The 24388-nt window shown below is 72.2% G+C and carries 25 protein-coding genes; 12 read left to right on the top strand and 13 right to left on the bottom strand.

The genetic code is table 11. The annotated features are described in order from the left end of the window. Positions 1–13 precede the first annotated feature (13 nt). A complete protein-coding gene (locus HJG45_RS19600; RefSeq protein WP_171614133.1) occupies positions 14–1219 on the top strand; it encodes an acyl-CoA dehydrogenase family protein in 1206 nt (401 codons plus the stop codon). A 1-nt stretch (position 1220) separates the two neighbouring features. Continuing rightward, a complete protein-coding gene (locus tag HJG45_RS19595) occupies positions 1221–2357 on the top strand; it encodes an acyl-CoA dehydrogenase family protein (protein ID WP_171614131.1) in 1137 nt (378 codons plus the stop codon). 27 nt (positions 2358–2384) lie between these two features. Here HJG45_RS19595 and HJG45_RS19590 read toward each other — a convergent pair whose 3' ends face one another. The 3 genes from HJG45_RS19590 to HJG45_RS19580 form a co-directional block, all read right to left on the bottom strand. Then, on the bottom strand, positions 2385–3581 hold the full coding sequence (locus HJG45_RS19590; protein WP_171614129.1) for a CaiB/BaiF CoA-transferase family protein: 1197 nt from the start codon (positions 3579–3581) through the stop codon (positions 2385–2387). Positions 3582–3789: 208 nt separating this feature from the next. Beyond that, positions 3790–4581, bottom strand: coding sequence for an SDR family NAD(P)-dependent oxidoreductase (locus HJG45_RS19585; RefSeq protein WP_171614127.1), 792 nt, complete (start codon positions 4579–4581; stop codon positions 3790–3792). A 111-nt stretch (positions 4582–4692) separates the two neighbouring features. Continuing rightward, positions 4693–5118 (bottom strand): DUF3775 domain-containing protein, encoded by a 426-nt coding sequence (locus tag HJG45_RS19580; RefSeq protein ID WP_171614125.1) that lies wholly within the window; start codon positions 5116–5118, stop codon positions 4693–4695. A 171-nt stretch (positions 5119–5289) separates the two neighbouring features. Here HJG45_RS19580 and HJG45_RS19575 point away from each other — a divergent pair, with 171 nt between their 5' ends. Then, a complete protein-coding gene (locus HJG45_RS19575; RefSeq protein WP_171614123.1) occupies positions 5290–5661 on the top strand; it encodes a hypothetical protein in 372 nt (123 codons plus the stop codon). A gap of 18 nt (positions 5662–5679) precedes the next feature. On the opposite strand, the gene HJG45_RS19570 is transcribed toward HJG45_RS19575, so the two are convergent. Further along, complete coding sequence (locus tag HJG45_RS19570; protein WP_171614121.1) at positions 5680–6723, bottom strand: WD40 repeat domain-containing protein; 1044 nt, start codon at positions 6721–6723, stop codon at positions 5680–5682. Then, positions 6720–7694, bottom strand: a complete 975-nt coding sequence (locus HJG45_RS19565) for a GTP-binding protein (RefSeq protein WP_171614119.1) — start codon at positions 7692–7694, stop codon at positions 6720–6722. Before HJG45_RS19565 ends, HJG45_RS19570 begins: the two co-directional genes overlap by 4 nt. Positions 7695–7883: 189 nt before the next feature. On the opposite strand from HJG45_RS19565, the gene HJG45_RS19560 reads away from it, so the two are divergent. Then, on the top strand, positions 7884–8072 hold the full coding sequence (locus tag HJG45_RS19560) for a hypothetical protein (RefSeq protein ID WP_171614118.1): 189 nt from the start codon (positions 7884–7886) through the stop codon (positions 8070–8072). A gap of 170 nt (positions 8073–8242) precedes the next feature. Here the strand turns inward: HJG45_RS19560 and HJG45_RS19555 are convergent, their stop codons facing one another. After that, positions 8243–9574: an aspartate aminotransferase family protein gene (locus HJG45_RS19555; protein ID WP_408902028.1), complete on the bottom strand. Its 1332-nt coding sequence runs from the start codon at positions 9572–9574 to the stop codon at positions 8243–8245. Positions 9575–9806: 232 nt separating this feature from the next. On the opposite strand from HJG45_RS19555, the gene HJG45_RS19550 reads away from it, so the two are divergent. Genes HJG45_RS19550 through HJG45_RS19540 form a run of 3 tightly spaced genes read left to right on the top strand, consistent with a single transcriptional unit; the run spans position 9807 to position 12292 of the window. Further along, positions 9807–10478, top strand: a complete 672-nt coding sequence (locus HJG45_RS19550) for a glutathione S-transferase (RefSeq protein ID WP_171614116.1) — start codon at positions 9807–9809, stop codon at positions 10476–10478. Further along, positions 10475–11257, top strand: a complete 783-nt coding sequence (locus HJG45_RS19545) for an FkbM family methyltransferase (protein WP_171614114.1) — start codon at positions 10475–10477, stop codon at positions 11255–11257. The genes HJG45_RS19550 and HJG45_RS19545 overlap by 4 nt, the downstream gene beginning before the upstream one ends. Before the next feature lie 48 nt (positions 11258–11305). Beyond that, a complete protein-coding gene (locus HJG45_RS19540; RefSeq protein WP_171614112.1) occupies positions 11306–12292 on the top strand; it encodes a tripartite tricarboxylate transporter substrate binding protein in 987 nt (328 codons plus the stop codon). A gap of 117 nt (positions 12293–12409) precedes the next feature. Here the strand turns inward: HJG45_RS19540 and HJG45_RS19535 are convergent, their stop codons facing one another. The 4 genes from HJG45_RS19535 to HJG45_RS19520 form a co-directional block, all read right to left on the bottom strand. After that, the gene (locus HJG45_RS19535; protein WP_171614110.1) at positions 12410–13147 is read right to left on the bottom strand and encodes an aspartate/glutamate racemase family protein; all 738 of its coding nucleotides are present in this window, start codon (positions 13145–13147) and stop codon (positions 12410–12412) included. Between the two features lie 194 nt (positions 13148–13341). Beyond that, positions 13342–14520 carry an enolase C-terminal domain-like protein gene (locus tag HJG45_RS19530; protein WP_171614108.1) on the bottom strand — a complete coding sequence of 393 codons (1179 nt, stop codon included), beginning with the start codon at positions 14518–14520 and terminating at the stop codon, positions 13342–13344. Further along, positions 14520–15110, bottom strand: coding sequence for a Uma2 family endonuclease (locus HJG45_RS19525; RefSeq protein ID WP_171614106.1), 591 nt, complete (start codon positions 15108–15110; stop codon positions 14520–14522). Before HJG45_RS19525 ends, HJG45_RS19530 begins: the two co-directional genes overlap by 1 nt. Positions 15111–15219: 109 nt before the next feature. Further along, positions 15220–16392 carry a CaiB/BaiF CoA-transferase family protein gene (locus tag HJG45_RS19520; RefSeq protein WP_171614104.1) on the bottom strand — a complete coding sequence of 391 codons (1173 nt, stop codon included), beginning with the start codon at positions 16390–16392 and terminating at the stop codon, positions 15220–15222. A 131-nt stretch (positions 16393–16523) separates the two neighbouring features. Between HJG45_RS19520 and HJG45_RS19515 the strand changes: the two genes are divergently transcribed. The 3 genes from HJG45_RS19515 to HJG45_RS19505 all read left to right on the top strand — a co-directional run bounded on the left by HJG45_RS19515 (position 16524) and on the right by HJG45_RS19505 (position 18741). Further along, positions 16524–17300: an enoyl-CoA hydratase gene (locus HJG45_RS19515; protein WP_171614102.1), complete on the top strand. Its 777-nt coding sequence runs from the start codon at positions 16524–16526 to the stop codon at positions 17298–17300. Beyond that, a complete protein-coding gene (locus tag HJG45_RS19510) occupies positions 17297–17527 on the top strand; it encodes a hypothetical protein (protein WP_171614100.1) in 231 nt (76 codons plus the stop codon). Before HJG45_RS19515 ends, HJG45_RS19510 begins: the two co-directional genes overlap by 4 nt. A gap of 215 nt (positions 17528–17742) precedes the next feature. Beyond that, positions 17743–18741 carry a tripartite tricarboxylate transporter substrate binding protein gene (locus tag HJG45_RS19505; protein ID WP_171614098.1) on the top strand — a complete coding sequence of 333 codons (999 nt, stop codon included), beginning with the start codon at positions 17743–17745 and terminating at the stop codon, positions 18739–18741. A 15-nt stretch (positions 18742–18756) separates the two neighbouring features. Here the strand turns inward: HJG45_RS19505 and HJG45_RS19500 are convergent, their stop codons facing one another. Both HJG45_RS19500 and HJG45_RS19495 read right to left on the bottom strand, forming a co-directional pair. Then, the gene (locus tag HJG45_RS19500) at positions 18757–20436 is read right to left on the bottom strand and encodes a gamma-glutamyltransferase family protein (RefSeq protein WP_171614096.1); all 1680 of its coding nucleotides are present in this window, start codon (positions 20434–20436) and stop codon (positions 18757–18759) included. Between the two features lie 141 nt (positions 20437–20577). Next, on the bottom strand, positions 20578–21006 hold the full coding sequence (locus HJG45_RS19495) for a helix-turn-helix domain-containing protein (protein ID WP_171614094.1): 429 nt from the start codon (positions 21004–21006) through the stop codon (positions 20578–20580). Between the two features lie 95 nt (positions 21007–21101). Here HJG45_RS19495 and HJG45_RS19490 point away from each other — a divergent pair, with 95 nt between their 5' ends. Continuing rightward, positions 21102–22103 carry a tripartite tricarboxylate transporter substrate binding protein gene (locus HJG45_RS19490; protein ID WP_254452643.1) on the top strand — a complete coding sequence of 334 codons (1002 nt, stop codon included), beginning with the start codon at positions 21102–21104 and terminating at the stop codon, positions 22101–22103. Here the strand turns inward: HJG45_RS19490 and HJG45_RS19485 are convergent. Beyond that, positions 22081–23412, bottom strand: coding sequence for a solute carrier family 23 protein (locus HJG45_RS19485; protein ID WP_171614090.1), 1332 nt, complete (start codon positions 23410–23412; stop codon positions 22081–22083). The two genes, HJG45_RS19490 and HJG45_RS19485, sit on opposite strands and share 23 nt — an antisense overlap. Positions 23413–23533: 121 nt before the next feature. Here HJG45_RS19485 and HJG45_RS19480 point away from each other — a divergent pair, with 121 nt between their 5' ends. Continuing rightward, entirely contained in the window at positions 23534–24385 is an 852-nt protein-coding gene (locus HJG45_RS19480) for an LLM class F420-dependent oxidoreductase (protein WP_174890514.1), read from the top strand. The last annotated feature ends 3 nt before the right edge of the window (positions 24386–24388 follow it).

The raw sequence follows: 24388 nt of genomic DNA, 5'->3' as shown, positions 1-24388 counted from the left end.
AAGGAACACGTCCATGGACCTGCGATTCACGCCTGAGGAGTCCGCCTTCCGCGAGGAGGTGCGCACCTTCATCCGGGACAACCTGCCGCGCGAGATCCACGAGCGCATGCGGCTCGGCTACCCGCCGCGCAAGCAGGACACCATCGCCTGGCAGCGCATCCTGAACGCCCAGGGCTGGGCGGGGTACAACTGGCCGAAGGAGCATGGTGGGCCGGGCTGGAGCCCGATCCAGCGCATGATCTTCCTCGAGGAGAACCTCTCGGCCCCGGCGCCGGAGCTGCTCTCCTTCAACATCACCATGCTCGGCCCGGTGCTGATCCAGTTCGGCACCGAGGCGCAGAAGAAGCGCTTCCTGCCGCGCGCCGCCAACCTGGACGACTGGTGGTGCCAGGGCTTCTCCGAGCCCGGCGCCGGCTCCGACCTCGCCAGCCTGCGCACCGCGGCGAAGCGCGACGGCGACCACTACGTCGTCAACGGCCAGAAGATCTGGACCTCGACGGCGCACAATGCCGACTGGTGCTTCTGCCTCGTGCGCACCGACCCGACGGCCAAGAAGCGGCAGGAGGGCATCTCCTTCCTGCTGATCGACCTGCGGACGCCCGGGATCGAGGTGCGGCCGATCATCTCCATCGACGGCAGCCACCACCTGAACGAGGTCTTCTTCACCGATGTCCGGGTGCCGGTGGAGAACCTGGTCGGGGAGGAGAATCGCGGCTGGTCGGTGGCGAAGTACCTGCTCGGCAACGAGCGCACCGGCATCGCCCGGCTCGGCAAGAGCAAGGAGCGGGTGCGCTTCGCCAAGGAGGTGGCGCGCGAGGTGCGCAAGGAGGGCCGGCCGCTGATCGAGGATCGCGGCTTCCGCGCCCGGGTCGCCCAGCTCGAAGTCGACATGAAGGCGCTGGAGATCACCCAGCTCCGCGTCGTCTCCGCCTATGCCAAGGCCGGCGGCAACCGGCCGGACCCGCTCTCCTCGGTGCTGAAGATCAAGGGGACGGAGCTGCTGCAGGCCAGCAGCGAGCTGGTGATGGATGTCGGCGGGCCGCAGGCGATGCCGGTCTGGCAGCAGGAGCTGGCGGCGCTGGCGAACGAGCCGGCGATCGGGCCGGACTGGGCGCCGCAGATGGCGCCGAACTACCTGATGCTGCGGGCCGCCTCGATCTATGGCGGCACCAACGAGATTCAGAAGAACATCCTCAACAAGGCCGTGCTGGGACTCTGAGATGGATTTCGACCCGACCGAGGACCAGCGCCTGCTGGGCGACAGCGTCGCCCGGCTGCTGGCCAGCGAGTACAGCTTCGAGCAGCGCAAATCCCTGCTCGGCACGCCGACCGGCTGGAGCGAACGGCTCTGGTCGCACTATGCGGAACTCGGCCTGCTCGGCCTGCCGATCAGCGAGGAGCATGGCGGCTTCGGCGGCGGCCCTGTCGACGTGATGCTGCTGATGCAGGCCTTCGGCCGGCACCTGGTGCTGGAGCCCTATCTGGCGACGGTGGTGCTGGGCGGCACCGCCCTCCGCCTCGCCGGCAATGCGGCGCAGCAGGGCGAGGTGCTGCCGGCGATCGCCGAGGGCAGCCTGAAGCTCGCCTTCGCGCATGGCGAGCGGCAGGCGCGCTACGACCTCTCCGACGTCCGCACCACCGCAACGCGCCGCGGCGACGGCTTCGTGCTGGAGGGCGCGAAGAGCGTGGTGCTGCATGGCGATTGCGCCGACCGGCTGGTGGTCAGCGCCCGCACCGCCGGCCGGGAGGACGAGCCGGAGGGCATCTCGCTCTTCCTCGTCGATGCGGCGGCGCCGGGCGTGGCGCGGCGCGGCTATGCGCTGCGCGACGGCACGCGGGCGGCCGAGATCTCGCTCAGCGGCGTCGCGCTGCCGCGCGAGGCGCTGCTCGGCCCGCCCGATGCCGGCTTGCCCATCGTCGAGCGGGTGGTGGAGGCGGGCATCGCCGCGACCGCGGCCGAGGTGATCGGCGCGATGGAGGCGATGCAGGCCATGACCCTCGACTACCTCAAGACCCGCCAGCAATTCGGCCGGCCGATCGGCGACAACCAGGCGCTGCAGCACCGCGCGGCGGAGATGCTGGTGGCGCTGGAGCAGGGCCGCTCCATGGCGATGCTGGCGACCATGTCGCTGGAGGAGGAGGATGCCGCCGAGCGGGCGCGCGCCGTCTCCATGGCCAAGGTCGGGGTCGGGCAGGCGGGACGCTTCGTCTCGCAGAACGCCGTGCAGCTGCATGGCGGCATCGGCATGACCGAGGAATACGCGGTCGGGCATTTCTTCCGCCGCGTCATGGTGATCGAGCACCTCTTCGGCGACACCGCGACGCATCTGGACCGGCTGGCCGACCAGGTGGCCTGACCGCCAGACGCGGGAGGCGGGCGCGCCTCAGCCCAGCGCCCCCGCCTCCCGCAGCCGCCGGATCTCGGCCGGGGCATAGCCGTGCTCGGCCAGGATCGCTTCGGTATCGCCGCCGAGAGCGGGCGGCGGGGTGGCCGGCGCCTTGGTCTCGCCGGCGAGATGCATCGGCGTGTCCACGGTCCAGCCGCCGGCGGCGGTCGGTCGGATCGCGCCCATGGCCCGCGCCTGCGTGGAGGCCGCCGCCTCCTGCGTCGTTCCCACCGCGTCGAAGGTGAGGCCGGCGGCATCCAGCACCGGCCGCCATTCGTCGAGGCTGCGCGTGGCGAAGCCGGCATCGAGCAGCGGGATCAGCGCCCCCGCATGCTCGCGCCGCAGCGCCGGGGTGGCGAAGCGCGCATCCTCGCCCCAGTCGGGATGGCCGAAGACGGCGCGCAGCGCCGGCCATTGCCGCGCCTCGTTCAACAGGGCGAGCAGGAACCAGCGCCCGCAGCCGGCCTGGTAGAGATTGACCAGCGCGTTCGGCGCCCGGTCGCGGGGCGGGCGCGGGATGAAATGCGCCCCGTCCAGCGCCGCCTGCACCATGAAGCCATTGGCCCAGAGCCCGGCGCCGAGCAGCGTCGCCGAGACCAGCCCGCCCTGGCCGGTGCGCTCGCGCCGGTAGAGGGCGGTGGCGATGGCGCCGTAGAGCGCGACGCCGGTCGGATGGTCGCCGAGGCCGGCGACGGAGCGGGCCGGCGGCGAGCTCGCATCCGGCCGTACCAGGTCCATCAGCCCGCTGCGCGCCCAGTAGGCGGTGGCGTCGAAGCCGGTCTTGTCGGCCTCCGGCCCGGTCTCTCCATAGGCGGTCAGCGCGGCATAGATCAGCCGTGGGTTCAGGCCGAGCAGCAGGTCCGGCGCGATGCCGAGGCCGCTGCGCAGCCGCGGCACGGCATTGGTGATGAAGACATCTGTGTCGCGGATCAGCCGGTGCAGCACCGCCTGCGCCTCCGGCCGCTTCAGGTCCAGCACCAGGCCGCGCTTGCCGCGGTTGTCGAGCACCCAAGGGTAGTCGGTCTCGCCGCGCGGCTGGCCGGGGGCGGTGGCGAGGGCGCGATAGGCATCGCCGCCCGGCGGCTCGAGCTTGATCACCTCGGCGCCGAAATCGCCGAGGATGGTCGCCGCCGCAGGGGCAGCGACATAGCTGGCGGCGTCGATAACCCTGAGCCCGGCGAAGATCCCGGTCATTGGCGACGTCTCCCCTGTTTTGCCGCCATGCTGCGGCGACGGGGCAGCGGCTGCAACCGGAGATCGCGCGCGGCGCATCCGGTCGTTGCCCGGCCGCAATCGCTGCCCGCTGCCCTGCCGCGGCTTCGGCGCGGCAGGCTGTGCCGGCTCTTGGGCTGAGAGCGAATCGCGGGGCCCCTACGACGACGCGCAGCGGCTTCCTGGGGATCTACCGAAGACTGTTCTGCGAGATGCCGACCGGCACGGCGGTGCGGCCGCCATCCACCACGTATTGCGCGCCGGTGATGTTGCTGGCGAGGTCGCTGCAGAGGAACAGCACGAGATTCGCCACCTCCTCCGCCCGGCCGTAGCGGCGCAGCGGCAGGCCGGCGGCATAACCCTCCTCCACCGCCTCCGGACGGTTCGGCGAGACCTGCTTGGCGATGTCGCGAACCATGCGGGTGTCGATAGGGCCGGGGCAGATGGCGTTCACCCGGATGCCGAGCCGCCCGACCTCGCCGGCCGCCACCTTGGTCAGCCCGATCACCGCATGCTTCGAGGCGACATAGGCCGGCATGCCCGCCGTGCCGACGAGGCCGGCGATGGAGGCGGTGTTCACCACCGCGCCGCGCTCCTGGCGAATCATCACCGGCAATACGTGCCGCAGTCCGAGGAAGACGCCCTTGACGTTGACGCCCATCACCGCGTCGAACATCGCCTCCTCGTACTCGGCGGTCGGCGCCACCTTGCCCTCGATGCCGGCATTGTTGTGGAAGCAGTCGATGGCGCCGAAGGCGTCGAGCGTCGCCTGCACATAGGCCGCGACATCGGCGCTGCGGGTCACGTCGGCCTGGCGGAAGATCGCCGCCTTGCCGAACTCGGCGGCGAGCGCCGCGCCCGCCTCGGCATCCTGGTCGACGATGGCGACCTTGGCGCCGCGCGCGACGAAGCCGCGGACGGTCGCCGCGCCGATGCCGTTTGCGCCCCCGGTGACGAGGGCGACCTTGCCGCTGAAATCCATGTTCCCTCCCATCCGCTCTGCGGGCGGTTGCGCCGGCATGCTGCCGGTAGCGGCGGCGGGAGACAATGGTGGGCGGGCAGGGGGGTGGGAGTGCGCCTCAGCCGAGAGGACTCAGCGCTCGATCTCCTCGATCGAGAGGCCGAAGGCGGCGACGCCCTCGGCGAGCAGGTCGCCGACCATGTCCATGCCGAGCAGGTAGTCGCCGGCCGTGCCGGCCTCGTTCCGCTCGGCGGCGAGGCGCAGCGCCTCCTCCCACTCGTCAGGCCCGTAATCGCCGCGGCCGACCCAGGCGAGGGCGATGAGGGCCGCCTGCTCGTCCTCGTTCAGCCCGTCGATGAACTCGCGCAGCGAATCCTCGGTCAGGTCGTCCGGATTCTCCTGCAGCAGGGCCGCCTCGCTGTCCTCATCCTCGGAGAGTTGCGCCGGGTCGGTCTCCTCGGTCACCTGGACGGCGCGCACATGGTCCACCACCGTCGCCACCGTCTCGAGGCTGATGCCGAGATCCACGTCATCATCGTCGTCGGGCGCTCTTGCCATGGCGGGATGATCCCCCTCGAAAGCCCCGGTAAGGCGGCAAAGGCCACTTCGGTTGCATGGCGGTTCCCGCGCCAGGCAGGAATCTTCGCAGGGAACAGGAGACGGAAATCCGGCGTTGGCGGGGCAGCCGAAGCACGATCGAACACCGGATCGAAAAGAGGCCCCTAGCCCATGCCCAGCCTGCGTGCAAGCGCGACGACCCGCTGGCGTCTGGCCGCCATCGGCGCCGTCCTGGTCGGAACGATGCTGCCCTGGCCGGAGCTTGGCGGCTCGGCCGCGCAAGCCATGCCGCTGGGGTCTGGGCCGTCCTGCGGAGCGCCGGAAGGCCTGCCGGCGCTGCTGCGGCCGGGGCTGGTACGGGCCGACAAGCCACGGCGGCCGCCGGCGGCGGCCCCGGTCGCGCCCGGCATCGCTGCCGAAGCGGAACCCCTGGAGGCGCCGGCGGTGCCGATGCACGCCTTCTTTACCTGCTTCGGCGCGGTGCCCCGGCCGCAGGCTGTGGTCCAGGGCTTCCGCGTCACCGGGCCGGTGCGGCGGAGCTGAGGCGCCTCCGGCGGCGGTTCAGCGGCGGCTGAGATCGACCAGCCCGGCGAAGCCCTGCTCGGTGCCGAAGGCGAGATGGGTGCCCGTGGCGTTCCAGCCGAGCGCCGAGATCCCGCCCTGCCCCGGCGCCGCCACCGGCACCACCTTGCCCGAGGCGATCTCGGCCAGCAGCACCAGCCCGTCGGCGAAACCGGCGGCCACGACCTCGTGCTGCGGATGGCAGGCCACGGCGCTGCACAGCACGCCGTCGCCGCCAGCAAGCTCGGTCGGCGCCTTGCCCATCGGGCCGCCGCCGAAGAAGGGCCAGATCACCACCGCATCCGCACCGCTCGTCGCCAGCCAGCGGCTGCGGGCGGTGAAGGACAGGAAATGCGTCTTCGAGGGATAGCCTGACATGCGCATGTGCTGGCCATCGGCCAGGCGCCAGCCATGCAGGGCATTCTCCTGCATGGCGGTGACCACATGCGTGCCGTCCGGGCTGATGGCGATGGCGGCGTGGCTGCCCTTCCATTCCAGCAACCGCGGCTTGTCCTCCTTCGCCGCGACGAACCAGAGGCTGGCGCCGTTGTAGTGGCTGGCGGCGACGCGCTTGCCCTTGGCGTCGAAGGCGATGCCGCCGACCGAGGAGGGATGCGCCAGCGTCTTCAGCCGCTGCCCCTTGCCGTCGAAGAGAAGCAGCTGCTTGCCGAGACTCGCGGCCCGCAGCCCGCTCTCATGCGCCGCGACATGCTCGACCCATTTCATGGCGCCGAGGCTGGCGATCTCGGTGACCTCGCCATCGGGGGCGGTGCGCAGCAGGCGGCCATCATCGCCGCCGGTGAGGAAGCCGTCTTTCGCATCGGCCGCGAGCGAGAGCACCGCGCCGTCATGCGCCGCGACGCTCCGCCATGCCTGCTCCGGCGCGCGCGGATCGGCGATGTGCAGCGTGCCGTCGCCGAGCCCGAAGCCGAGGCTGCCGTCCCGCCCGAAGGCGAGGCCGACCACCCAGGCGCCGAGCTCGCGCGAGGTGCCGCGCGCCTCCAGCAGGAAATCCGCCGCCCCGTCGCTTACTTTCTCGCTCACGCGTCCACCTGGCAGCTCTCGAAGCCGCGGCGGAGCTGCGGCCGGTTCAGGTCGCGGCCGATGAAGACGATCTTCGAGCGCCGCGGATCGCCCTCCTTCACCGGGCCGATGAAGTCGCCATCGGCGATCATGTGCACCGCCTGGAAGGCGAAGCGACGGTCGTCGTTGGCGTAGTAGAGGATGCCCTTGGTCCGCAGCAGGTCCTGGCCCTTGTTGGCGAGGAGCTGCGTCATCCAGGCGTTGAAGCGCTCGGGATCGATCGGGCGGGCGACCTCGAAGGAGACGCTCATCACCTCGCTGTCGTGCTCGTGCTCGTCCTCGCCGGAGAGAAATTCCGGCTCCCGCTCCAGGATGCGCTTGAGGTCGAAGGCCTCGCGGCCGATCACCGCCTCGATCGGCACGTCGGACTTGGTGCTGCGGCGGATCTCGGCCCAGGGGTTGAGGGCGCGCACCTTGCGCTCCACCGCCTCCGCCTCCTCCGGCGAGACGAGGTCCATCTTGTTCAGCAGGATGATGTCGGCGAAGGCGATCTGCTCCTCCGCCTCCTTGCTGTCGGCGAGGCGCGCCGGCAGGTTCTTGGCATCGACCACCGTGACGATGGCGTCCAGCCGCGTCGCGCGCTTGACGTCCTCATCGGCAAAGAAGGTCTGGGCGACCGGGGCGGGATCGGCGAGGCCGGTGGTCTCGACGATGATGCCGTCGAATTTGCCGCGGCGCTTCATCAACCCGCCGATGATGCGGATCAGGTCGCCGCGCACGGTGCAGCAGATGCAGCCGTTGTTCATCTCGAAGACTTCCTCGTCGGCATCCACGACCAGGTCGTTGTCCACGCCGAGCTCGCCGAACTCGTTGATCACCACGGCGAATTTCTTGCCATGATTCTCGCTGAGGATGCGGTTCAGCAGCGTGGTCTTGCCGGCGCCGAGATAGCCGGTCAGGACCGTGACCGGAACGGGAGAGGCTTCGCTCATCCGGAAACTCCAAGGGGCAGACGGGCCCCGGGAGGGGCCAAGGGGGAATGCTTCGCGCGCAATATGGTGCAGCGACGGCGGCGGGCAAAGGGAGGGCGAGGGGAGGGGGTCCGCCAGGGAAATCGCCCGGCCGGGCACAACGATCGCCGCCGCCCCGGGTTATGGAGGGCAGCAACCCGGAGACGCACCATGGCCATCGGAGACCCCAATCCCGGCAGCTCGAAGAAGGACGGGATCGATACGCGGAGCAGCGACGCCAAGGGGCGGCAGGCCGATGAGGTGAAGCCGCATGCCGAGCGGGCCGCCGAGAAGCCCGCCAAGCCGGCGCCGCGCGGCGACGAGACAAAGGGGGCGTTCAAGGACCAGGTGGGGCACTAGTTTATTCCCCACAACGTCGCTGGCGCGCCGCCATGGGGGCCCCAGGTTGAACCCCGCGGAGCCGCCGCGCGGCGCCGCGGGGGCCCCGTGCTTCGCCTTGGGTCCGAATGGTGCCACGGCCTGCCGCGGCGAAGCTGCGGCAGGGCAATGGGAAGGGGGTATCTGCCCTTCTAGGCCGCCTCGGCGCGGATGGCCTCGCCCAGCACGCCGAAGAGGCGGTCGATGTGCGGCCGTTCCACGATCAGCGGCGGCGAGAGGGCGATGATGTCGCCCGTCACCCGGATCAGCACGCCATCGTCGAAGCAGCGGCGGAATATCTCCGTCGCCCGCGCCCCCGCCTTGCCGACGCGCGGCGCCAGCTCGATCCCGGCGATCAGGCCAAAGTCCCGGATGTCGATGACGTTCGGCAGGCTGCGCAGGCTGTGCGCCGCCTCCTGCCAATAGGGCTCGATGGCGCGTGCCCGGCCGGGCAGGTCTTCCGCCCGGTGCAGGTCCAGCGTGGCGATCGCCGCCGCTGCCGCCAGCGGATGGCCGGAATAGGTGTAGCCGTGGAACAGCTCGATGCCCGCGGCCGCGCCCTCCACCACCGCGTCATAGACGCCGTTGCGCACCGCGACGGCGCCCATCGGCACCGCGGCATTGGTCAGCCCCTTCGCCATGGTCATGATGTCGGGCGTGACGCCCAGCCGCTCGGCGCCGAAGGGGGTGCCGAGGCGGCCGAAGCCGGTGATGACCTCGTCGAAGATCAGCAGGATGCCGTATTTGTCGCAGATGGCCCGCAGCCGCTCGAGATAGCCGCGCGGCGGCACCAGCACGCCGGTGCTGCCGGCCACCGGCTCGACCATGACGGCGGCGATGGTCTCGGCGCCGTGCAGCGCCACCATGGCCTCGAGCGCATCGGCGAGATGCGCGCCCTCCTCCGGCTGGCCCTTGGCGAAGAGGTTGCCGGCCAGGCCATGGGTATGCGGCAGGTGGTCGACATAGGGCAGCAGGGCGCCGAACTGCTTGCGGTTGCCGCCGATGCCGCCCACCGACATGCCGCCGAAGCCGACGCCGTGATAGCCGCGCTCGCGCCCGATCAGCCGCACCCGGCCGCTCTCGCCGCGGGCCTTGTGATAGGCGAGGGCGATCTTCAGCGCGGTGTCGGCGCTCTCGCTGCCGGAATTGGTGAAGAAGACGCGGTCCATGCCGTCCGGCGTCATCTCCGCGATGCGCGCCGCCGCCTCGAAGGCGATGGGATGGCCGAGCTGGAAGGTGGGGGCGTAGTCAAGGATGGCGGCCTGCTTCTGGATCGCCTCCTTGATCTCGACCCGGCCATGCCCGGCATTGCAGCACCAGAGCCCGGCGGTGCCGTCCAGCACCTCCTTCCCCTCGGGCGTGTAGTAGGACATGCCCTCGGCGCGGGCGATCATGCGCGGATGCGCCTTGAAGTACCGGTTGTCGGAAAAGGGCATCCAATAGGCGTCCAGGTTGTTCGGACGCGACACGCTCATCTCGTTCATGCAAGAAACTCCGCCGGCTGCCGTCAAGGAACACCCGCGGCCGCTACGGGGCAAGCGACATGCAAGGACCATGCGAGCGGCCCCAGGGGGTGACCAGGGGAGCGACCCCAGGGGAGCGGCCCCAGGGGAGCGACCAGGGGGCCGGCGGGATTGAAGCCCGCGCCGTGCCGGCCCAGTCTCGCCTCCTATCCGCCGGGTCGGCTGCGCCCGGCCGCTTCCGGGAGCCAGATCCATGTCCGACGGCCGCCTGCTCATCGGCAACAAGCGCTACTCCTCCTGGTCGATGCGCGGCTGGCTGGCGGTGCACCTGGCCGGGCTGGATGTGGAGGAGGTGCTGATTCCCTTCGTCCGCGGCGAGGGCATCGGCAGCACCCCGGCGATCCAGGCGGCGACGCCGGCCGGGCTGGTCCCCTATCTCGAGCACAAGGGCGCCCGGATCTGGGAGAGCCTGGCCATCTGCGAATACTGCGCCGAGCAGGCGCCCGGCCTCTGGCCGGAGGAGCGCATCGCCCGCGCCCGCGCCCGGTCGATGGCCGCCGAGATGCATGGCGGCCTGCGCGGCCTGCGCCAGGCGATGTGGTTCAATGCCGGGCGCGACTTCAGCGGCCTCGGCCGCACGCCGGAGGCGCTGGCCGACATCGCCCGCGTCGAGCGCGCCTGGGCGGAGGCGCTGGATGCCGGCGGCGGCCCCTTCCTCGGCGGGGCGCGCTTCACCCTGGTGGATGCGATGTACGCGCCCGTGGTCGGCCGCTTCCTCACCTGGCGGCCGGAGCTCTCGGCAACCACGCAAGGCTACATGCAGGCGGTGCGGCAGCATCCGCTGGTCGAGCGCTGGTATGCCGAGGCGCTGGCCGAGCCCGAGGCCTGGCAGCTCGCCGGCTACGAGACGCCGCCCGCCGCGTGAGCAACGCCGCCGCCATTGGCCGCTCGCTCCGCACCTATTACGCCCCTGGCCGGGCGGCGCGGCTGGATGCCTTTCATCGCCGCTTCCTCGGGCCGGGCGAACTCGCCTTCGATATCGGCGCGCATGTCGGCGACCGGGTGGCGAGCTTCCGCCGCCTCGGCGCGCGGGTGGTGGCGGTAGAGCCGCAGCCCCGGCTGGCGCGGCTGCTGCGGCTGCTCTTCGGCCGGGATGCCGGCGTGGCGCGTGTGACGGCGCTGGTCGGCGCGGCGCCGGGCGAGGCGGTGCTGCGGCTGAACACCGCCAACCCGACCGTCGCCACCGCCAGCCCGGACTTCATCGCCGCGGCGGCCGGGGCGCCGGGCTGGGAGGGGCAGGCCTGGGATGCGGCGCTGCGCCTGCCCGTCACCACGCTCGACGCGCTGATCGCGGCGGAGGGGCGGCCGGATTTCGTCAAGATCGATGTCGAGGGCTTCGAGGCGGCGGCGCTGGCCGGCCTCTCCCTGGCGCCGCGCAGCCTCTCCTTCGAATTCACCACCATCCAGCGCGGCGTGGCGGCGGACTGCCTCGCGCGCCTCGCCTCTCTGGGCTACCGCGCCTGCAATGCCTGCCTCGGCGAGAGCATGCGCTTCGCCCATCCGGCGCCGGTCGGGCCGGAGGCCATGGCCGCCTGGATCGCCGCCCTGCCGGCCGAGGCAAACAGCGGCGATGTCTATGCCAGTCTCGAGCCGGCGCGGCTTGTGGCCGGCTTGCCTGAGGCTCCCGGCCCGGGTGTAGCCTGACCGGCAAGACGGCGGCGCTCCAACGGCCGCCCGGCGGGAGGAACCACCATGATGCACGCCTCGCGGCGCGGGTTGCTGGCCGCGCCCCTCGGGATGCTGGCCCGGCCGGGATCGGCCGCCGAGACCTATCCGAACCGGCCGGTGCGCTTCGTCATGCCGGCCTCGCCCGGCTCGGGCGTCGACATCCTGACGCGCGCCCTGGCCGATGTCCTGCAGCGGCGCACCGGCTGCACCTTCGTCATCGACAACCGCAACGGCGCGGCCGGCGCGATCGGCGCGCGGCATGCGGTCACCCAACCCGCCGATGGCTACACGCTGTTCTATGGCGGGCCCAATTTCGTCATCCTGCCGGTGATGAACCGGGCCTTCGCGCGGGAGATCAATGTCCGCACCGCCTTCGACCCGATTACCATCGCCGGCAGCGGCCCCTTCCTCCTGGTGGCCAGCCCGAAGCTTCCGGCGCGCGACATCGCCGAGCTCGTCGCCTGGCTGAAGGAGAATCCCGGGCGGTGGAATTTCGCCACCTCCGGCATCGGCGCCACCGTGCACCTGCTCTGCGAGCTGTTCTGCCTGCGGGCCGGCGGGCTGCAGGGCACCATGGTGCCCTATCGCGGCGACGGGCTCGCCGTGCAGGCCGTGGCGAATGGCGAGGCGCAATGGACCATCGCCGTCTCCGGCAGCACCAAGCCCTTCATCGATGCCGGCTCGGTGCGGGCCATGGCGGTCACCGGCGGGTCTCGGATGGCGACGCTGCCCGACGTGCCGACCCTGGCCGAGACGGGTCTCGCGCCCGGGATCGAGACCACCGCCTGGCTCGCCTATTTCGTGCCCGGCGGCACGCCGCCCGCGCGCATCGCCTGGCTGCAGCGGGAGATCGCCGCCGCCATGCACGATCCGGCGATGCGCGAGCGGCTGGAGATGCTGGGCTTCGAGCCGGTCGGCTCCGATCCCGAGGCGCTGCGCCAGGTGGTGGCGCGCGACCTCGCCCTCTGGACCCGCGTGGTGCAGGAGGCGCGGATCGAACCGCTCGACTAGAGCGGATCGCGGGAGGGCGTGAACGCCCGGACGCGTGAATCCACTGTGAAAACAACGAGCTACAGTGGAGCAGCGTTCAATCCTGAACGCAATCCGCTGTAGGGCGTGGCCGGGCGCTCAGCCCAGCCCGGATCCCGCATAGAGCGCGGCGATCTCGGGCCCGTAGCCGCTGAGCGGCCGGGCGGCCCGCGGCCGGGCCGGGCGCGGCAGGCCGGCCAGCGCCGCGGCGAGCCGCACCGCCGCGGCGGTGCCGTCGATGAGCGGCACCGGCACCTCCGGCTGCAGCAGCGGCGCCAGGCCGGCGAGCGGCCCGCCGGCCAGGATCACCGCCTCCGCCCCGTCCTGCGCGACGCTCTCCCGCACCAGGGCGAGCAGCGAGGCCCGCTCCGCCGCGCCGAGGCTCGCCGGATAGGCGGCGTCCGGCGGGCCCATGCGGAAGCCGGCGCAGCGGCCGCGCAGCCCGTGATGGTCGAGGCAGTCCTCGAACATCGGCCTGAGCGCCGCGGAGAAGGAGACGATGCCGAAGCGCCGCCCGAGCATGGCGGCGGCATGGAAGGCGGCCTCGGAGAGGCCGATCACCGGCACGTCCAGCAGCAGCTTCGCCGCCTCCAGCGCCGGATCGCCGAAGACCGCGATGACGGCGGCGTCGTATTGCCCACGCCGGGCGGCCAGCGCCGCCAGGATCGGCGGGCCGGAGAGCAGCCAGTCGGCGCGGGTGACGATGAGCGGCAGGCCGTAGGGCGCCGTCGCCGCTTCGATGGCGACGCCCGCCGGGGCGGCGGCGCGGGCGGCGGCGGCGATGCGCTCGGTCACCGCCTCGGTGGTGTTGCCGTTGAGGACGAGGAGGCGGGTCATGCGGGAGGGCTCCGGCGGGATGGTGTCATGCCAACGGCATGAATGCTTCATTCATGCCGAGCGCCCGAATGGGCGCCGCCGGTCGCGCCTTTTGGCGCGCCTGTCGGCGCGACGCGGCGAAGCCAAGGTTCGCGGAGCAAACCGCCCGGCGTCTGAGGCGGCCGTTGATGGGGCACCATCAACGGCCGCTCGTATCATAGATCCTTCAGCACCGCCCAGAGATTGGCCTTGCTCTCGAAGCCGATGCCCGGAAGCTCGGGCATGCGGATGCGGCTGTCCTGCACCGGCGTGCTGTCGGCGAAGCCGCCGAAGGGCGCGAAGACCTCTGGATAGCTTTCGTTGCCGCCGAGGCCGAGCCCGACCGCGATGTTCAGCGCGAATTGGTGCCCGCCATGCGGCACGCAGCGCCGCGGCGACCAGCCGTGCTCCTGCAGCATGGCGAGGGTGCGGAGATATTCGACCAGCCCGTAGGAGAGGGCGGGGTCGAATTGCAGGATGTCGCGGTCGGCGCGCAGCCCGCCATGGCGGATCAGGTTGCGGGCATCCTGCATCGAGAACAGGTTCTCGCCGGTCGCCAGCGGCCCGGCATAATGCTCGGCGAGCGTCGCATGCGTCGCGTAGTCGAGCGGATCGAGCGGCTCCTCGTACCAGCGCAGCCGGTAGGGGGCGAGGGCGGCGCCATAGGCCAGCGCCGCATGCAGGCCGAAGCGGCCGTTGACGTCGACGCAGAGCCGCGAGCCGTCGCCGCCGAGCAGCTTCAGCACCGCCTCGATCCGCGCCAGGTCGAGGGTCAGCGCATCCTTGATCGAGGTGCCGGGGGCGCCGCCGATCTTCATCTTCACCACGCTGTAGCCGAGATCAAGATAGCGCTGCATCTCGGCCACCAGCTCGTCCAGCCCCTTGCCCGGGTAGTAGTAGCCGCCGGCGGCATAGATCCAGGCGCTCGCATCCGCCTCGCCGCCGCGATAGCGGTCGGCGAGCAGCCGCCAGAGCGGCTTGCCGGCGAGCTTCGCCGCGGCATCCCAGAGCGCCATGTCGAGCACCCCGACCGCGACGCTGCGGTCGCCATGGCCGCCCGGCTTCTCGTTGCGCATCATCGCCGCCCAGGCCCCGGCCGGCTCCAGCCCGCCATCGGCATGAAGGAGGGCGGCTTCCGGCGTCTCCAGCAGGCGGGGGATGAAGCGCTCGCGCAGCAGGCCAGGCTGGGCGTAGCGGCCGTTGCTGTTGAAGCCGTAGCCGGTGGCGCTGCGGCCATGCCCGTCCTCGACCGTCACCGCGACGACCGAGGCGGTCATCTTGGAGAAGTCGATATAGGCATTGGCGATGGCGGAGGCGATCGGCACCACGCCGTCGCGGACCGAGGCGATGCGCATCAGCCGATGACCTCGGTGACGGCGATGCGAAGGCCGGGCAGCGCCGCGGGCTCCAGCATGTCGCCGCGCGCGGCGAGCGTGGTGGCCAGATAGGCCTCGTCCTTCGGCTCGCGGTACACCTCCACCACGTCCTCCCCGAGATTGACGATCCAGACTTCCGGCACCTTGTGCCGGGCATAGAGGGGGAGCTTCACCTGGCGGTCATAGGCAAGGCTGCTCTGCGCGACCTCCACCAGCAACAGGACATCAGCCGGGGTGGGATGGGCGCTGCGGTAGACGTCGGCGCGCGGCTTGAGAAGCATGAAATCCGGCCGCGGTTCGCTGGCATCGGAGAGCCGGAGCGGGCTCTGCGCCGTCACAGTCGCCCGCCCCTGCACGGCGCTGGCCAGCACGGCGATGAGGCCGTTCACGGCGGCGCTGTGCGGACTGCCGATCGGCACCATGTCGACGATCTCCCCCTCGATCAGCTCGACACGATCGTCGCGCGTCAGGATGCCGGCCTCGGCCATCCGGTAGTAGCCGCGGATGTCCAGCTTGTGCCGCCGCACCTCGGGAAGCCGCTCCAGCAGCCCTGGCCTGTCGCCGTCCATCGCCGCCTCCACTCACCGGCCCCAGCATAGCCCAGAACGTCTGTCCGCATCCGTCACTGGCGTGTTGCCCCGCCGGCCGCTGCTCTGCCGCGACCCCTCGCGGGGGTTGCTACACCGCCCCCTTGGCCCGCAGCGCCGCCAGCTCCTCGGCCGAGACGCCGAACTCCGCCAGCACCTCGGCGGTATGCTCGCCCCGCTCCGGCGTCGGCCGGCGCGGCGGCTCCACCCCTTCGAGGGTCATCGGTGCCCGCACCAGGTTGATGGTGCCGAGGCTCGGATGCTCCACCGGCCATTCGATGCCGAGATGCCGCACCTGCGGATCGGCGAAGACCTGGTCCATGGCATAGACCGGGCCGCTCGGCACGCCGGCCTTGTTCAGCCTGGCGATCCAGTTCTCGGAGGTATCCGTCTCCAGCACCGATTGCAGCAGCGCGTTGGTCTTCTCGCGGTTCTGCGCCCGGCTGCGGTCGGTGGCGAAGGCGGGGTCCTTCGCCTGCTCCTCGATGCCCAGCGTGGCGACGATGCGGTTCCACATCTCCTGGCCGCCGCCGGCCAGGTTCATCAGCCCGTCGCTGGTGCGGAACAGCCCGGTTGGCACCGTGGTCGGGTGGTCGTTGCCGGCCTGCTTCGGCACCTCGTGCTGCATGGTCCAGCGCGTGGCCTGGAAATCCATCATCGCCACCATGGCCTCCAGCAGCGAGGTATGGACCCAGCGCCCCTTGCCGGTCTGCTCGCGCTCCAGCAGGGCGACGAGGATGCCGATGGCGGTGTAGAGCCCGGCGGTCAGGTCGGCCACCGGGATGCCGACGCGCACCGGCCCCTGGCCGGGCAGGCCGGTCACGCTCATCAGCCCGCCCATGCCCTGGGCGATCTGGTCGAAGCCAGGCCGGCGGGCATAGGGGCCATCCTGGCCGAAGCCGCTGATCGAGCCGAGCACGATGCGCGGGTTGATGGCCGACAGCGCCTCGTAGCCTATGCCAAGCCGGTCCTTCACGTCGGGGCGGTAATTCTCCACCACCACATCGGCCTTCTCGACCATCCGGCGGAACAGGGCCAGGCCGTCCGGCTGCTTCAGGTTCAGGGTGATGCCGCGCTTGTTGCGGTGGACATGCTGGAAATCGGGTCCGTGCCGGTCGCCGCCCATGCCGCTGCCGGTGTCGATCTCCTCCGGTGCCTCGATCTTGATGACATTGGCGCCCCAATCGGCGAGCTGCCGCACGCAGGTGGGGCCGGAGCGGACGCGGGTGAGGTCGAGGACGGTGAAGCGGGCGAGCGGCAGCATGGGTCGTGCCTCCTGGTCCAGGCCGCCGCATCGCCCGGGGAATGCTCCTGGGAGCAGCCCGGCGGCGGCAGCCATGGCTTGATAACCGGCTCCGGCCCCGGCACCAATGGGCCCCACCCGGGGAGGAACCCATGGACGAGCTGCTCTACGAGACCCGCGACGGCATCGGCTTCGTCACGCTGAACCGGCCCCAGGCCCGCAACGCCCTGACCTTCCCGATGTATGAGCGGCTGCGGGAGATCGCGCTGGCCGCCGGGGAGGACCCGGATCTGCGGGCCATCGTCATCACCGGCGCCGGCGAGAAGGCCTTCGCCGCCGGCACCGACATCGCCCAGTTCCGCAGCTTCAGCACGCCGCAGGACGCGCTCGACTACGAGGAGCGGATCGACCGCGTCCTGGTCGCGCTCGAGGAATGTCCGAAACCGACCATCGCCGCCATCGCCGGCGCCTGCACCGGCGGCGGCGCCGCCATCGCCGCGGTCTGCGACCTGCGCATCGCCGCCGCCAACGCGCGCATCGGCTTTCCCATCGCCAGGACGCTCGGCAACTGCCTGTCGATGGCGAATTACGGCCGCCTCGCCGCGTTGATCGGCCCGGCGCGGGTGATCGACCTGATCTACACGGCGCGGCTGGTCGAGGCGGAGGAGGCGAAGGCCATCGGCCTGCTCTCCGAGGTGCTGCCCGACCATGCGGCGCTGCAGGCCCGCGCCGCCGCGCTCGCCGCGACCATTGCCGGTCACGCGCCGCTGACGCTGCGGGCGACGAAGGAGGCGATGCGCCGGCTGCGCCTCGCCGCCCGGCAGGTGGAGGGCGACGACCTGGTGACGATGTGCTTCACCAGCAACGACTTCCGCGAAGGGGTGGCGAACTTCCTCGCCAAGCGCCCCATGGCCTGGAGCGGGCGATGAACGGCGCGCCGGATCGCTGCCCGGCCTGCCGGGCGGAGCTGACGGACCGCGCGGTCTCGCCTGCGCTGCGGCATCTCGCGCCGGCCGCGCGCCGCTCGCGGGCCCGCAGCCTGCGCGATGCGGCGGGCGATCCGGTCTGGGAATGCCCCGATTGCGGCCATCACTGGGACCGCCACGGCAGCCGGGGCGAGAGCCAGCCGGCGCCGCAGCGCGAGCCGCGCCACTAGACCATGATCCGCTCACACAGGGTCGCGGATCATGGTCCAGGCCGTTGTTTGATCGCGTGATGCACGCTGTTCGGCGAGTCCACCTCAAGCGATCACGCTCTAGCCTTTGTTTTCAGAGCATCTTCACCCGATCGGGATCCGCTCTGGAGCGCGCCGCCACCTTTCTGGGAAAAGGCCGCCGGCCGCGGAGCCGGCGCCATGGAGGACATCCGAGCATGACCCAGCGCCGTAGCCTGCTGGCCGCCACCGCCCTGCCGCTCGCCGCTCCCTTCCTCGGTCCCTTTCTTGGCCGGGGCGTCGCCCGCGCCGCGGGCTGGGCGCCGGACCGGCCGGTCACCGTGCTGGTCGGCTTCGCCCCCGGCGGCGGCACCGACATCATCACCCGCCTCCTCGCCCCGGCGCTGCAGGCCGAGCTCGGCCAGCCCATCGCGGTGGAGAACCGGCCGGGCGCGAGCGGCACCATCGCGGCGCTCGCCGGCAGCCGCGCCGCGCCGGACGGGCATACGCTCTTCATGACGACGGTCAGCGCCTCGGCCGTGGTGCCGCCGCTGATGCAGCCGCCGCCCTTCGACATCCACCGCGACCAGACGGCCATCTGCCTCGCCGCCACGGTGCCGCTGGTCGCGGTGGTGCCGATGAGCTCGCCGTCACGCGACCTCGGCGGCTTCATCGCCTACGCCAAGGCGCATCCGGGGCAGCTCAACTACTCCTCCTCCGGCGTCGCCACGCAGCAGCATCTGGCGGCGGAGCTGCTCTGCACCGAGGCCGGCATCCGCATGACGCATGTGCCCTTCCGCGGCACCGGCCAGGCGGTGAACGAGATCCTGGCCGGGCGCATCGACCTCGCCATCGACACCTTCCCGACCTACCTGCCGCATATCCGCGGCGAGCGGGTGCGGGCGCTCGCCACCACCATGCCCGAGCGCATCGAATGGCTGCCCGACCTGCCCACCGTCGCCGAGAGCGGCTTCCCGGGCTTCGACGCCAATGTCTGGTACATGCTGATGGGACCGGCCGGGCTGCCGGCGCCGATCCGCGACCGCTGGGCGGCGGCGGTCAACCGGGCGCTGCAGGATCCGGTGCTGCGGCCGCGCATCCGCGAGGCCGGCTTCCTCCCTGGCGGCGGCAGCAGCGAGGAGGCGGCCGGGCTGCTGCAACGGGATGCCGCGCGCTATGCCGGGCTGATCAAGGCGACGGGCATCCGGATCGAGTAGGACGCTGCCCCGGCGTCAGTCGCCGAGCGCCGCCCCGTCGCGCCGCGGATCCGCCGCGCCCTCGATCCCGGCCGGCGTGACCCGCAGCGCCTGCAACCCGGTCGAGACGGGCGCCAGCCGCGGCGCATGGCCGAGCGCGCGCAGCGGCTCGAGCAGCGCCGCGGCCGGGCCGCCGCGCTCGAGCAGGGCCGCGCCGTGCTGGGCGCCGAGGCGGGGTTGCCCGGCCGCCACCGCCGGGCCGGCGCCATGCGCCAGCATCTCCGCCAGCCCCGCCGCCACGGCGTCGATGATCCAGGCGCCGCCACCGGCGCCGATGACGATCTCCGGCCGGCCCGCGGCATCGAAGACGATGCAGGGCGCCATGGCGCTCGCCGGCCGGCGGCCCGGCGCCAGGGCGTTGCGGGCCGCGGGATCGGCGGCGAAGCCGGTCAGCGCATTGTTCAGCGTGAAGCCGAGCGGCGCCAGCCGGGCGCCGAAATCGAGGTTGTCGGTCACCGTCAGCGCCACCGCGTTGCCGGCGGCGTCGATCACCGAGACATGGCTGGTGCCGGCGAGGCTGAGGGCCTCGGCCTCGGGCGGCACGGCGCCCTGCCGCTGCCCCTGCCCTTGCGCCGGCAGGCCGGCCGGCGCCGCCTCCATGGCCCGCAGCGGCGAGACCAGCGCGGCGCGGGCCTCGAGATAGGCGGAGTCGAGCAAGCCCGACGCCGGCACCTCCACCTGGTCCGGGTCGCCGGCCCAGCGGCGGCGGTCGGCGGCGGCCAGCCGGCTCGCCTCGATCAGCAGATGCGCCGCCGCCACCGAGCCCGGCGCCGTCCCGGCATAGCCGAGGCGTTCTAGCAGGCCGAGCTGCTGCAGGACGGCGAGGCCGCCCGCGACGGGCGGCCCGGCGGTGCAGATGCGCCGCCCGAAGGCCATGGCGCAGAGCGGCGCCCGCTGCCGGGGCCGGTAGGCGGCGAGGTCCCCGGCCGTCATGCTGCCCGGATGCGCCCCGCTGGCGACGGCATCGAGGATGGCCTGCGCCACCGGCCCCGCCTGCAGCGCCGCGGCGCCGCTCCCGGCCAGGGCCCGCAGCGCGATCGCCTGCTGTGGGTTGCGGATGCGGGTGCCGACCGGCATCGCCTGGTCGGCGGCGTCGAAATAGAGCGCCCGCAGCGCCGGCACCGCGACCAGGGCCGCCGGGTCGCGGGCGAGCGCGGCATGCAGCCCGGGCGACATCGGGAAGCCGGCCAGGGCGGCCTGGATGGCCGGCTCGAACAACCGGGCCCAGGGGAGGCGGCCCTGCTGCGCATGCGCCAGGGCCAGCATCGCCACCTCGCCCGGCACCGCCGCCGCGCGGCCGCTCCGGGCGATGGCGGGGCCGGCCGGCCCTGCCCGCTCCCCCGGCGTCAGCAATGTGCTGCCGATCTCGGCCGGGGCGGCGGCGAGGCCCTCGTAATAAGCGAGATGGCCGCTCTCCTGCGCCCAGGCCAGCATGACGCCGCCGCCGCCGAGGCCAGAGGCGTGCGGCTCCACCACCGAGAGGGTGAGGGCGGCGGCCACCGCCGCATCCACCGCCGTGCCGCCGGCCCGCAGCATGGCCAGTCCGGCCTCGCTGGCCAGGGGATGGGCGGTGACGACCATCCGGCGCGGCGCGCGCGCCGGCTCCGCCATGGCCGCGGAGCAGGACAGCAACAGCATCAGGAAGAGGCGGCGCATCGCACCATGCCAGCGGGCGCCGGGCGGCGCGTCAAGCCGGCGGGGGCGCCCGGACAATCAATGGAGTCAATGTATTATGCTCGAACTGTGGCCGCCGCTCGGGCGGATATGATCGTTATCGCAACATCGTGTCCGGGCGGCTCAGCCGGATCGTCGGGGGCGCGCGAGCTGCTTCGGCGGCACCGCATCCGGCGCCGGCTCCGGCCCCGCCATGGTGCGGAGGATGAGCACCACCGCCGCCTTGGCCGGCAGGTCGAGCCGGCGATAGGCGCGCAGCAGCGCCTCCTCGTCGCCGGCGAGCAGGCCGAAGGAGGCCTGGTCCTCCTCCAGCAGCTCGGCCGGGGGCGGCGTGTCCGGGTCCAGGCCGACGAGGTAGGAGACGCTGGTCGCCAGCGCCTCCGCCAGGCGGATCAGCCGCTGGCCGCGCGGCGGCGGCACCTTCCCGGCCGCCATGCGGTCGAGGAAGTCCGGCGGCAGGCCGGCCTGGCGGCAGGCCTCCTCCGGCGTCAGGCCGAGGCGGTCGAGCCTGCCCTCGATCAGGGCCAGCATGGGCGGGGCATCATCCGGCATCGGCCCTCCGAAGCGCGTCCGGGCGCGCAAGTTGCACGATGCTTGACCCTCCGCCTGCGGATGGCGACATGCGGGCCTCGACCGGGAGCTTCAAAATGATATCTCGCCGCCCCCTGCTGGGCCTCGCCGCGCTCGCGCCCGTCGCCGCCCGCGCCCAGGTCCAGGCCACGGCCCAGGGCTGGGCCCCGAACCGTCCGGTGCATCTCATCGTGCCGATCGCGCCCGGCGGCGCCCTCGACATCACGGCGCGCATGCTGGGCGAGCGGCTGCAGCCGCTGCTCGGCCAGAGCGTGGTGGTGGAGAACCGCGCCGGTGCCGGCGGCAATATCGGCGCCGAATTCGTCGCTCGGGCGGAGAAGGACGGCCATACGCTGCTGATCGGCGCGGCGAACACGCTCGTCGCCAACAAGTACCTGTATGGCTCGCGCATGCCGCTCGACCCGCTGAAGGACCTGGCGCCCGTCACCCGCGTCTCGACCGGCACCATCCTGATGGTGGTGAACGCGAAGCGCCCCTGGAAGAGCTTCGCCGAGCTGGTGGCCGCCGCCAGGGCGGCGCCGGGCAAGATCACCATGGGCTCCTCCGGCACCGGCACGACCAGCCATCTCTACATGGAACTGGTGAAGAAGGTGGCCGGTATCGACATCACCCATGTGCCCTATCGCGGCGGCGGGCCGGCCATCCAGGACCTGCTCTCGGGCAATATCGACATGATGTTCGACGTCATGCCGGCGCTGATGCCCCATGTGCGGGAGGGGCGGTTCCGCGCGCTCGCCGTCGGCAGCGCCCGGCGCGTCACCTATGTGCCGGGGCTCGAGGCGGTGCCGGGCATGGATGAGCTGCTGCCCGGCAAGGGCGTGGACGCCCAGGTCTGGTACGCCATCATGGCGCCGGCCGGCCTGGCGCAGCCGGCCCTCGCCCGGCTGCATGCGGCGGTCACTCAGGTGGCCAGGGCGCCGGAGTTCGGCGAGCGCCTGGTGCCGCTCGGCTTCCAGCCGATCACCGATCCGAGCCCCGAGGATTTCGGCCGCTTCCTCGCCGCCGAGGAGGGGCGCTGGAAGTCGCTGGTCGAGATCAGCGGCGCGCAGGCGGAGTAGCCGCGGGCCCGGCAGCCCCGCTGCGCCCCTCGGTACGTCCCTTGGCGCCGCCGAGCAGCGCCTGCAGCAGGATGGCGCCGAAGGTCGCGGTGCCGATGCCGCCCATGGCGAAGCTGCCGAAATGCAGCGTGAAGTCGCCGGTGCCGAGGATGAGGGTGACGGCGCCGATCATCAGGTTGCGGGGATCGGTGAAGTCGACGCGGTTCTCCACCCAGATCCGCGCCCCCGCCACCGCGATGAGGCCGAAGACCACGATGGAGACGCCGCCCATCACCGGCAGCGGGATGGCCCGGATCACCGCGCCGAATTTCGGCGAAAAGCCGAGCAGGATGGCGGCGATGGCGGCAACCACGAAGATCGCCGTGGAATAGACCCGCGTCGCCGCCATGACGCCGATATTCTCGGCATAGGTCGTCACGCCGGTGCCGCCGACCGCGCCGGCCGCCATGGTGGCGAGGCCGTCGCCGAGGAAGGCGCGGCCGATCCAGGGATCGAGGTTGCGCCCGGTCATCGCCGAGACCGCCTTTAGATGCCCGAGATTCTCCGCCACCAGCACGATGGCGACGGGCGCGATCAGCAGCACCGGCTCCAGCGCGAAGACCGGCCGGGCGAGGCCCGGCAGGCCGAACCAGGGCGCCGCCGCCACCGGCGCGAGGTCGATCGGCCTGCCGAGGCCGAAGCCGTTCGTCAGCAGGGCGTAGAGCAGGCTGGCCAGCAGCAGCCCGGCGAGCACCAGCAGCCGCCGCGCCAGGCCGCGCGCATGCACCGCGACCAGGGCGACGCAGAGCACGGTCAGCGCCTGCATCCAGGCATCGAATTGCGTCGGCGCCATGGTCTTGACCGGCACGGCGGCGAGGTTGAGGCCGATCATCGCCACCACCGCGCCGGTGACGACCGGCGGCATCAGCCGCTCGATCCAGCCCGCGCCGCCAGCCATGACCAGCAGGCCGATCAGCGCGTAGAGGGCGCCGCAGGCGATGATGCCGCCGAGCGCCAGGCCGAGCTGCGGGTTCGGGCCGCCGCCGGCATGGCCGGTCGCCGCCAGGACCACGGCGATGAAGGCGAAGGAGGAGCCGAGATAGCTCGGCACCCGGCCGCCGGTGACGAGGAAGAAGATCAGCGTGCCGATGCCGCTCATCAGCACGACAAGGTTCGGGTCGAAGCCCATGAGCAGGGGCGCGAGCACGGTCGAGCCGAACATCGCCACGACATGCTGCAGCCCGAGCAGGATGGTCTGCGGCCAGGGCAGGCGCTCCTCCGGCGCGATGACGATGCCGTCCTGCGGCGGCCTGACGCGCCAGCTGAACATGCCCGAGTCCCCCCTTGTCGGACCGCACCATGCGGAGGCGCGGCGGCGGCGACAAGCGCCCCCCGGGCTTGCCCTCGCCGTCCGGCCGCGCGAGCCTCGCCGCGACAGGGGAGGGAAGGCCATGAAGGTCGGCGCGGGGATGTTCTTCACCGACTACTCCATGCATCCGGCGGAACTCGCCCGGGCGCTGGAGGAGCGCGGCTTCGAGAGCCTCTGGGCGCCGGAGCACTCGCATATTCCGCTCAGCCGCAAGGCGGCCTATCCGGGCGGCGGCGACCTGCCGAAGATGTATTACGACGTCATGGACCCCTTCGTGACGCTGACCGCCGCGGCGGCGGCAACCAGCACGCTCCGCCTCGGCACCGGCATCTGCCTCGTCGTGCAGCGCGACCCGATCCAGACGGCGAAGCTCGTCGCCTCCATCGACCAGGTCTCGGGCGGGCGCTTCCTCTTCGGCGTCGGCAATGGCTGGAACCGCGACGAGATCGAGAACCACGGCACCGCCTTCGAGACCCGCCACAAGCTGGCGCGCGAGCGGATCGAGGCGATGCGGGCGATCTGGACCCGGACCAAGCCGGAATACCATGGCGAGTTCGTCGAGTTCGGCCCGATGATGACCTGGCCGAAGCCGGTGCAGCGGCCGCACCCGCCGGTCATCGTCGGCGGCGCCTTTCCATGGGGCGCGCGGCGGGCGGTGCGCTACGGCAATGGCTGGATGCCGCACCGCGTGCGCCAGCACTATGCCGATGTGGCGGCGCTGGTGCCGCAATTCCGCGCCATGCTGGCCGAGGCCGGCCGCAGCGAGGGCGACTGTCCGGTGACGATCTGGGGTGTGCGGGAGGACCGTGACGCCCTGCTCGCCGACCGCGATCTCGGCATCGAGCGCGTGGTGCTCAGCCTGGAGGCGGCGAAGGCCGATGTCATCCTGCCGCAGCTGGACCGCTGGGCGAAGCTGGTCGAGGCGGTGCGGTAGCGA

The organism is Roseicella sp. DB1501 (assembly GCF_013112485.1).
GTDB lineage: Bacteria > Pseudomonadota > Alphaproteobacteria > Acetobacterales > Acetobacteraceae > Paracraurococcus.
This window is presented reverse-complemented; position numbering and strand designations above follow the sequence as displayed.

Bases quoted from the DNA above. Each gene is read 5' to 3' on its own strand.
- HJG45_RS19600 (WP_171614133.1), top strand. From the start codon at position 14: ATGGACCTGCGATTCACGCCTGAGGAGTCCGCCTTCCGCGAGGAGGTG.
- HJG45_RS19595 (WP_171614131.1), top strand. From the start codon at position 1,221: ATGGATTTCGACCCGACCGAGGACCAGCGCCTGCTGGGCGACAGCGTC.
- HJG45_RS19590 (WP_171614129.1), bottom strand. From the start codon at position 3,581: ATGACCGGGATCTTCGCCGGGCTCAGGGTTATCGACGCCGCCAGCTAT.
- HJG45_RS19585 (WP_171614127.1), bottom strand. From the start codon at position 4,581: ATGGATTTCAGCGGCAAGGTCGCCCTCGTCACCGGGGGCGCAAACGGC.
- HJG45_RS19580 (WP_171614125.1), bottom strand. From the start codon at position 5,118: ATGGCAAGAGCGCCCGACGACGATGATGACGTGGATCTCGGCATCAGC.
- HJG45_RS19575 (WP_171614123.1), top strand. From the start codon at position 5,290: ATGCCCAGCCTGCGTGCAAGCGCGACGACCCGCTGGCGTCTGGCCGCC.
- HJG45_RS19565 (WP_171614119.1), bottom strand. From the start codon at position 7,694: ATGAGCGAAGCCTCTCCCGTTCCGGTCACGGTCCTGACCGGCTATCTC.
- HJG45_RS19560 (WP_171614118.1), top strand. From the start codon at position 7,884: ATGGCCATCGGAGACCCCAATCCCGGCAGCTCGAAGAAGGACGGGATC.
- HJG45_RS19555 (WP_408902028.1), bottom strand. From the start codon at position 9,574: ATGAACGAGATGAGCGTGTCGCGTCCGAACAACCTGGACGCCTATTGG.
- HJG45_RS19550 (WP_171614116.1), top strand. From the start codon at position 9,807: ATGTCCGACGGCCGCCTGCTCATCGGCAACAAGCGCTACTCCTCCTGG.
- HJG45_RS19540 (WP_171614112.1), top strand. From the start codon at position 11,306: ATGATGCACGCCTCGCGGCGCGGGTTGCTGGCCGCGCCCCTCGGGATG.
- HJG45_RS19535 (WP_171614110.1), bottom strand. From the start codon at position 13,147: ATGACCCGCCTCCTCGTCCTCAACGGCAACACCACCGAGGCGGTGACC.
- HJG45_RS19530 (WP_171614108.1), bottom strand. From the start codon at position 14,520: ATGCGCATCGCCTCGGTCCGCGACGGCGTGGTGCCGATCGCCTCCGCC.
- HJG45_RS19525 (WP_171614106.1), bottom strand. From the start codon at position 15,110: ATGGACGGCGACAGGCCAGGGCTGCTGGAGCGGCTTCCCGAGGTGCGG.
- HJG45_RS19520 (WP_171614104.1), bottom strand. From the start codon at position 16,392: ATGCTGCCGCTCGCCCGCTTCACCGTCCTCGACCTCACCCGCGTCCGC.
- HJG45_RS19515 (WP_171614102.1), top strand. From the start codon at position 16,524: ATGGACGAGCTGCTCTACGAGACCCGCGACGGCATCGGCTTCGTCACG.
- HJG45_RS19510 (WP_171614100.1), top strand. From the start codon at position 17,297: ATGAACGGCGCGCCGGATCGCTGCCCGGCCTGCCGGGCGGAGCTGACG.
- HJG45_RS19505 (WP_171614098.1), top strand. From the start codon at position 17,743: ATGACCCAGCGCCGTAGCCTGCTGGCCGCCACCGCCCTGCCGCTCGCC.
- HJG45_RS19500 (WP_171614096.1), bottom strand. From the start codon at position 20,436: ATGCGCCGCCTCTTCCTGATGCTGTTGCTGTCCTGCTCCGCGGCCATG.
- HJG45_RS19495 (WP_171614094.1), bottom strand. From the start codon at position 21,006: ATGCCGGATGATGCCCCGCCCATGCTGGCCCTGATCGAGGGCAGGCTC.
- HJG45_RS19490 (WP_254452643.1), top strand. From the start codon at position 21,102: ATGATATCTCGCCGCCCCCTGCTGGGCCTCGCCGCGCTCGCGCCCGTC.
- HJG45_RS19485 (WP_171614090.1), bottom strand. From the start codon at position 23,412: ATGTTCAGCTGGCGCGTCAGGCCGCCGCAGGACGGCATCGTCATCGCG.
- HJG45_RS19480 (WP_174890514.1), top strand. From the start codon at position 23,534: ATGAAGGTCGGCGCGGGGATGTTCTTCACCGACTACTCCATGCATCCG.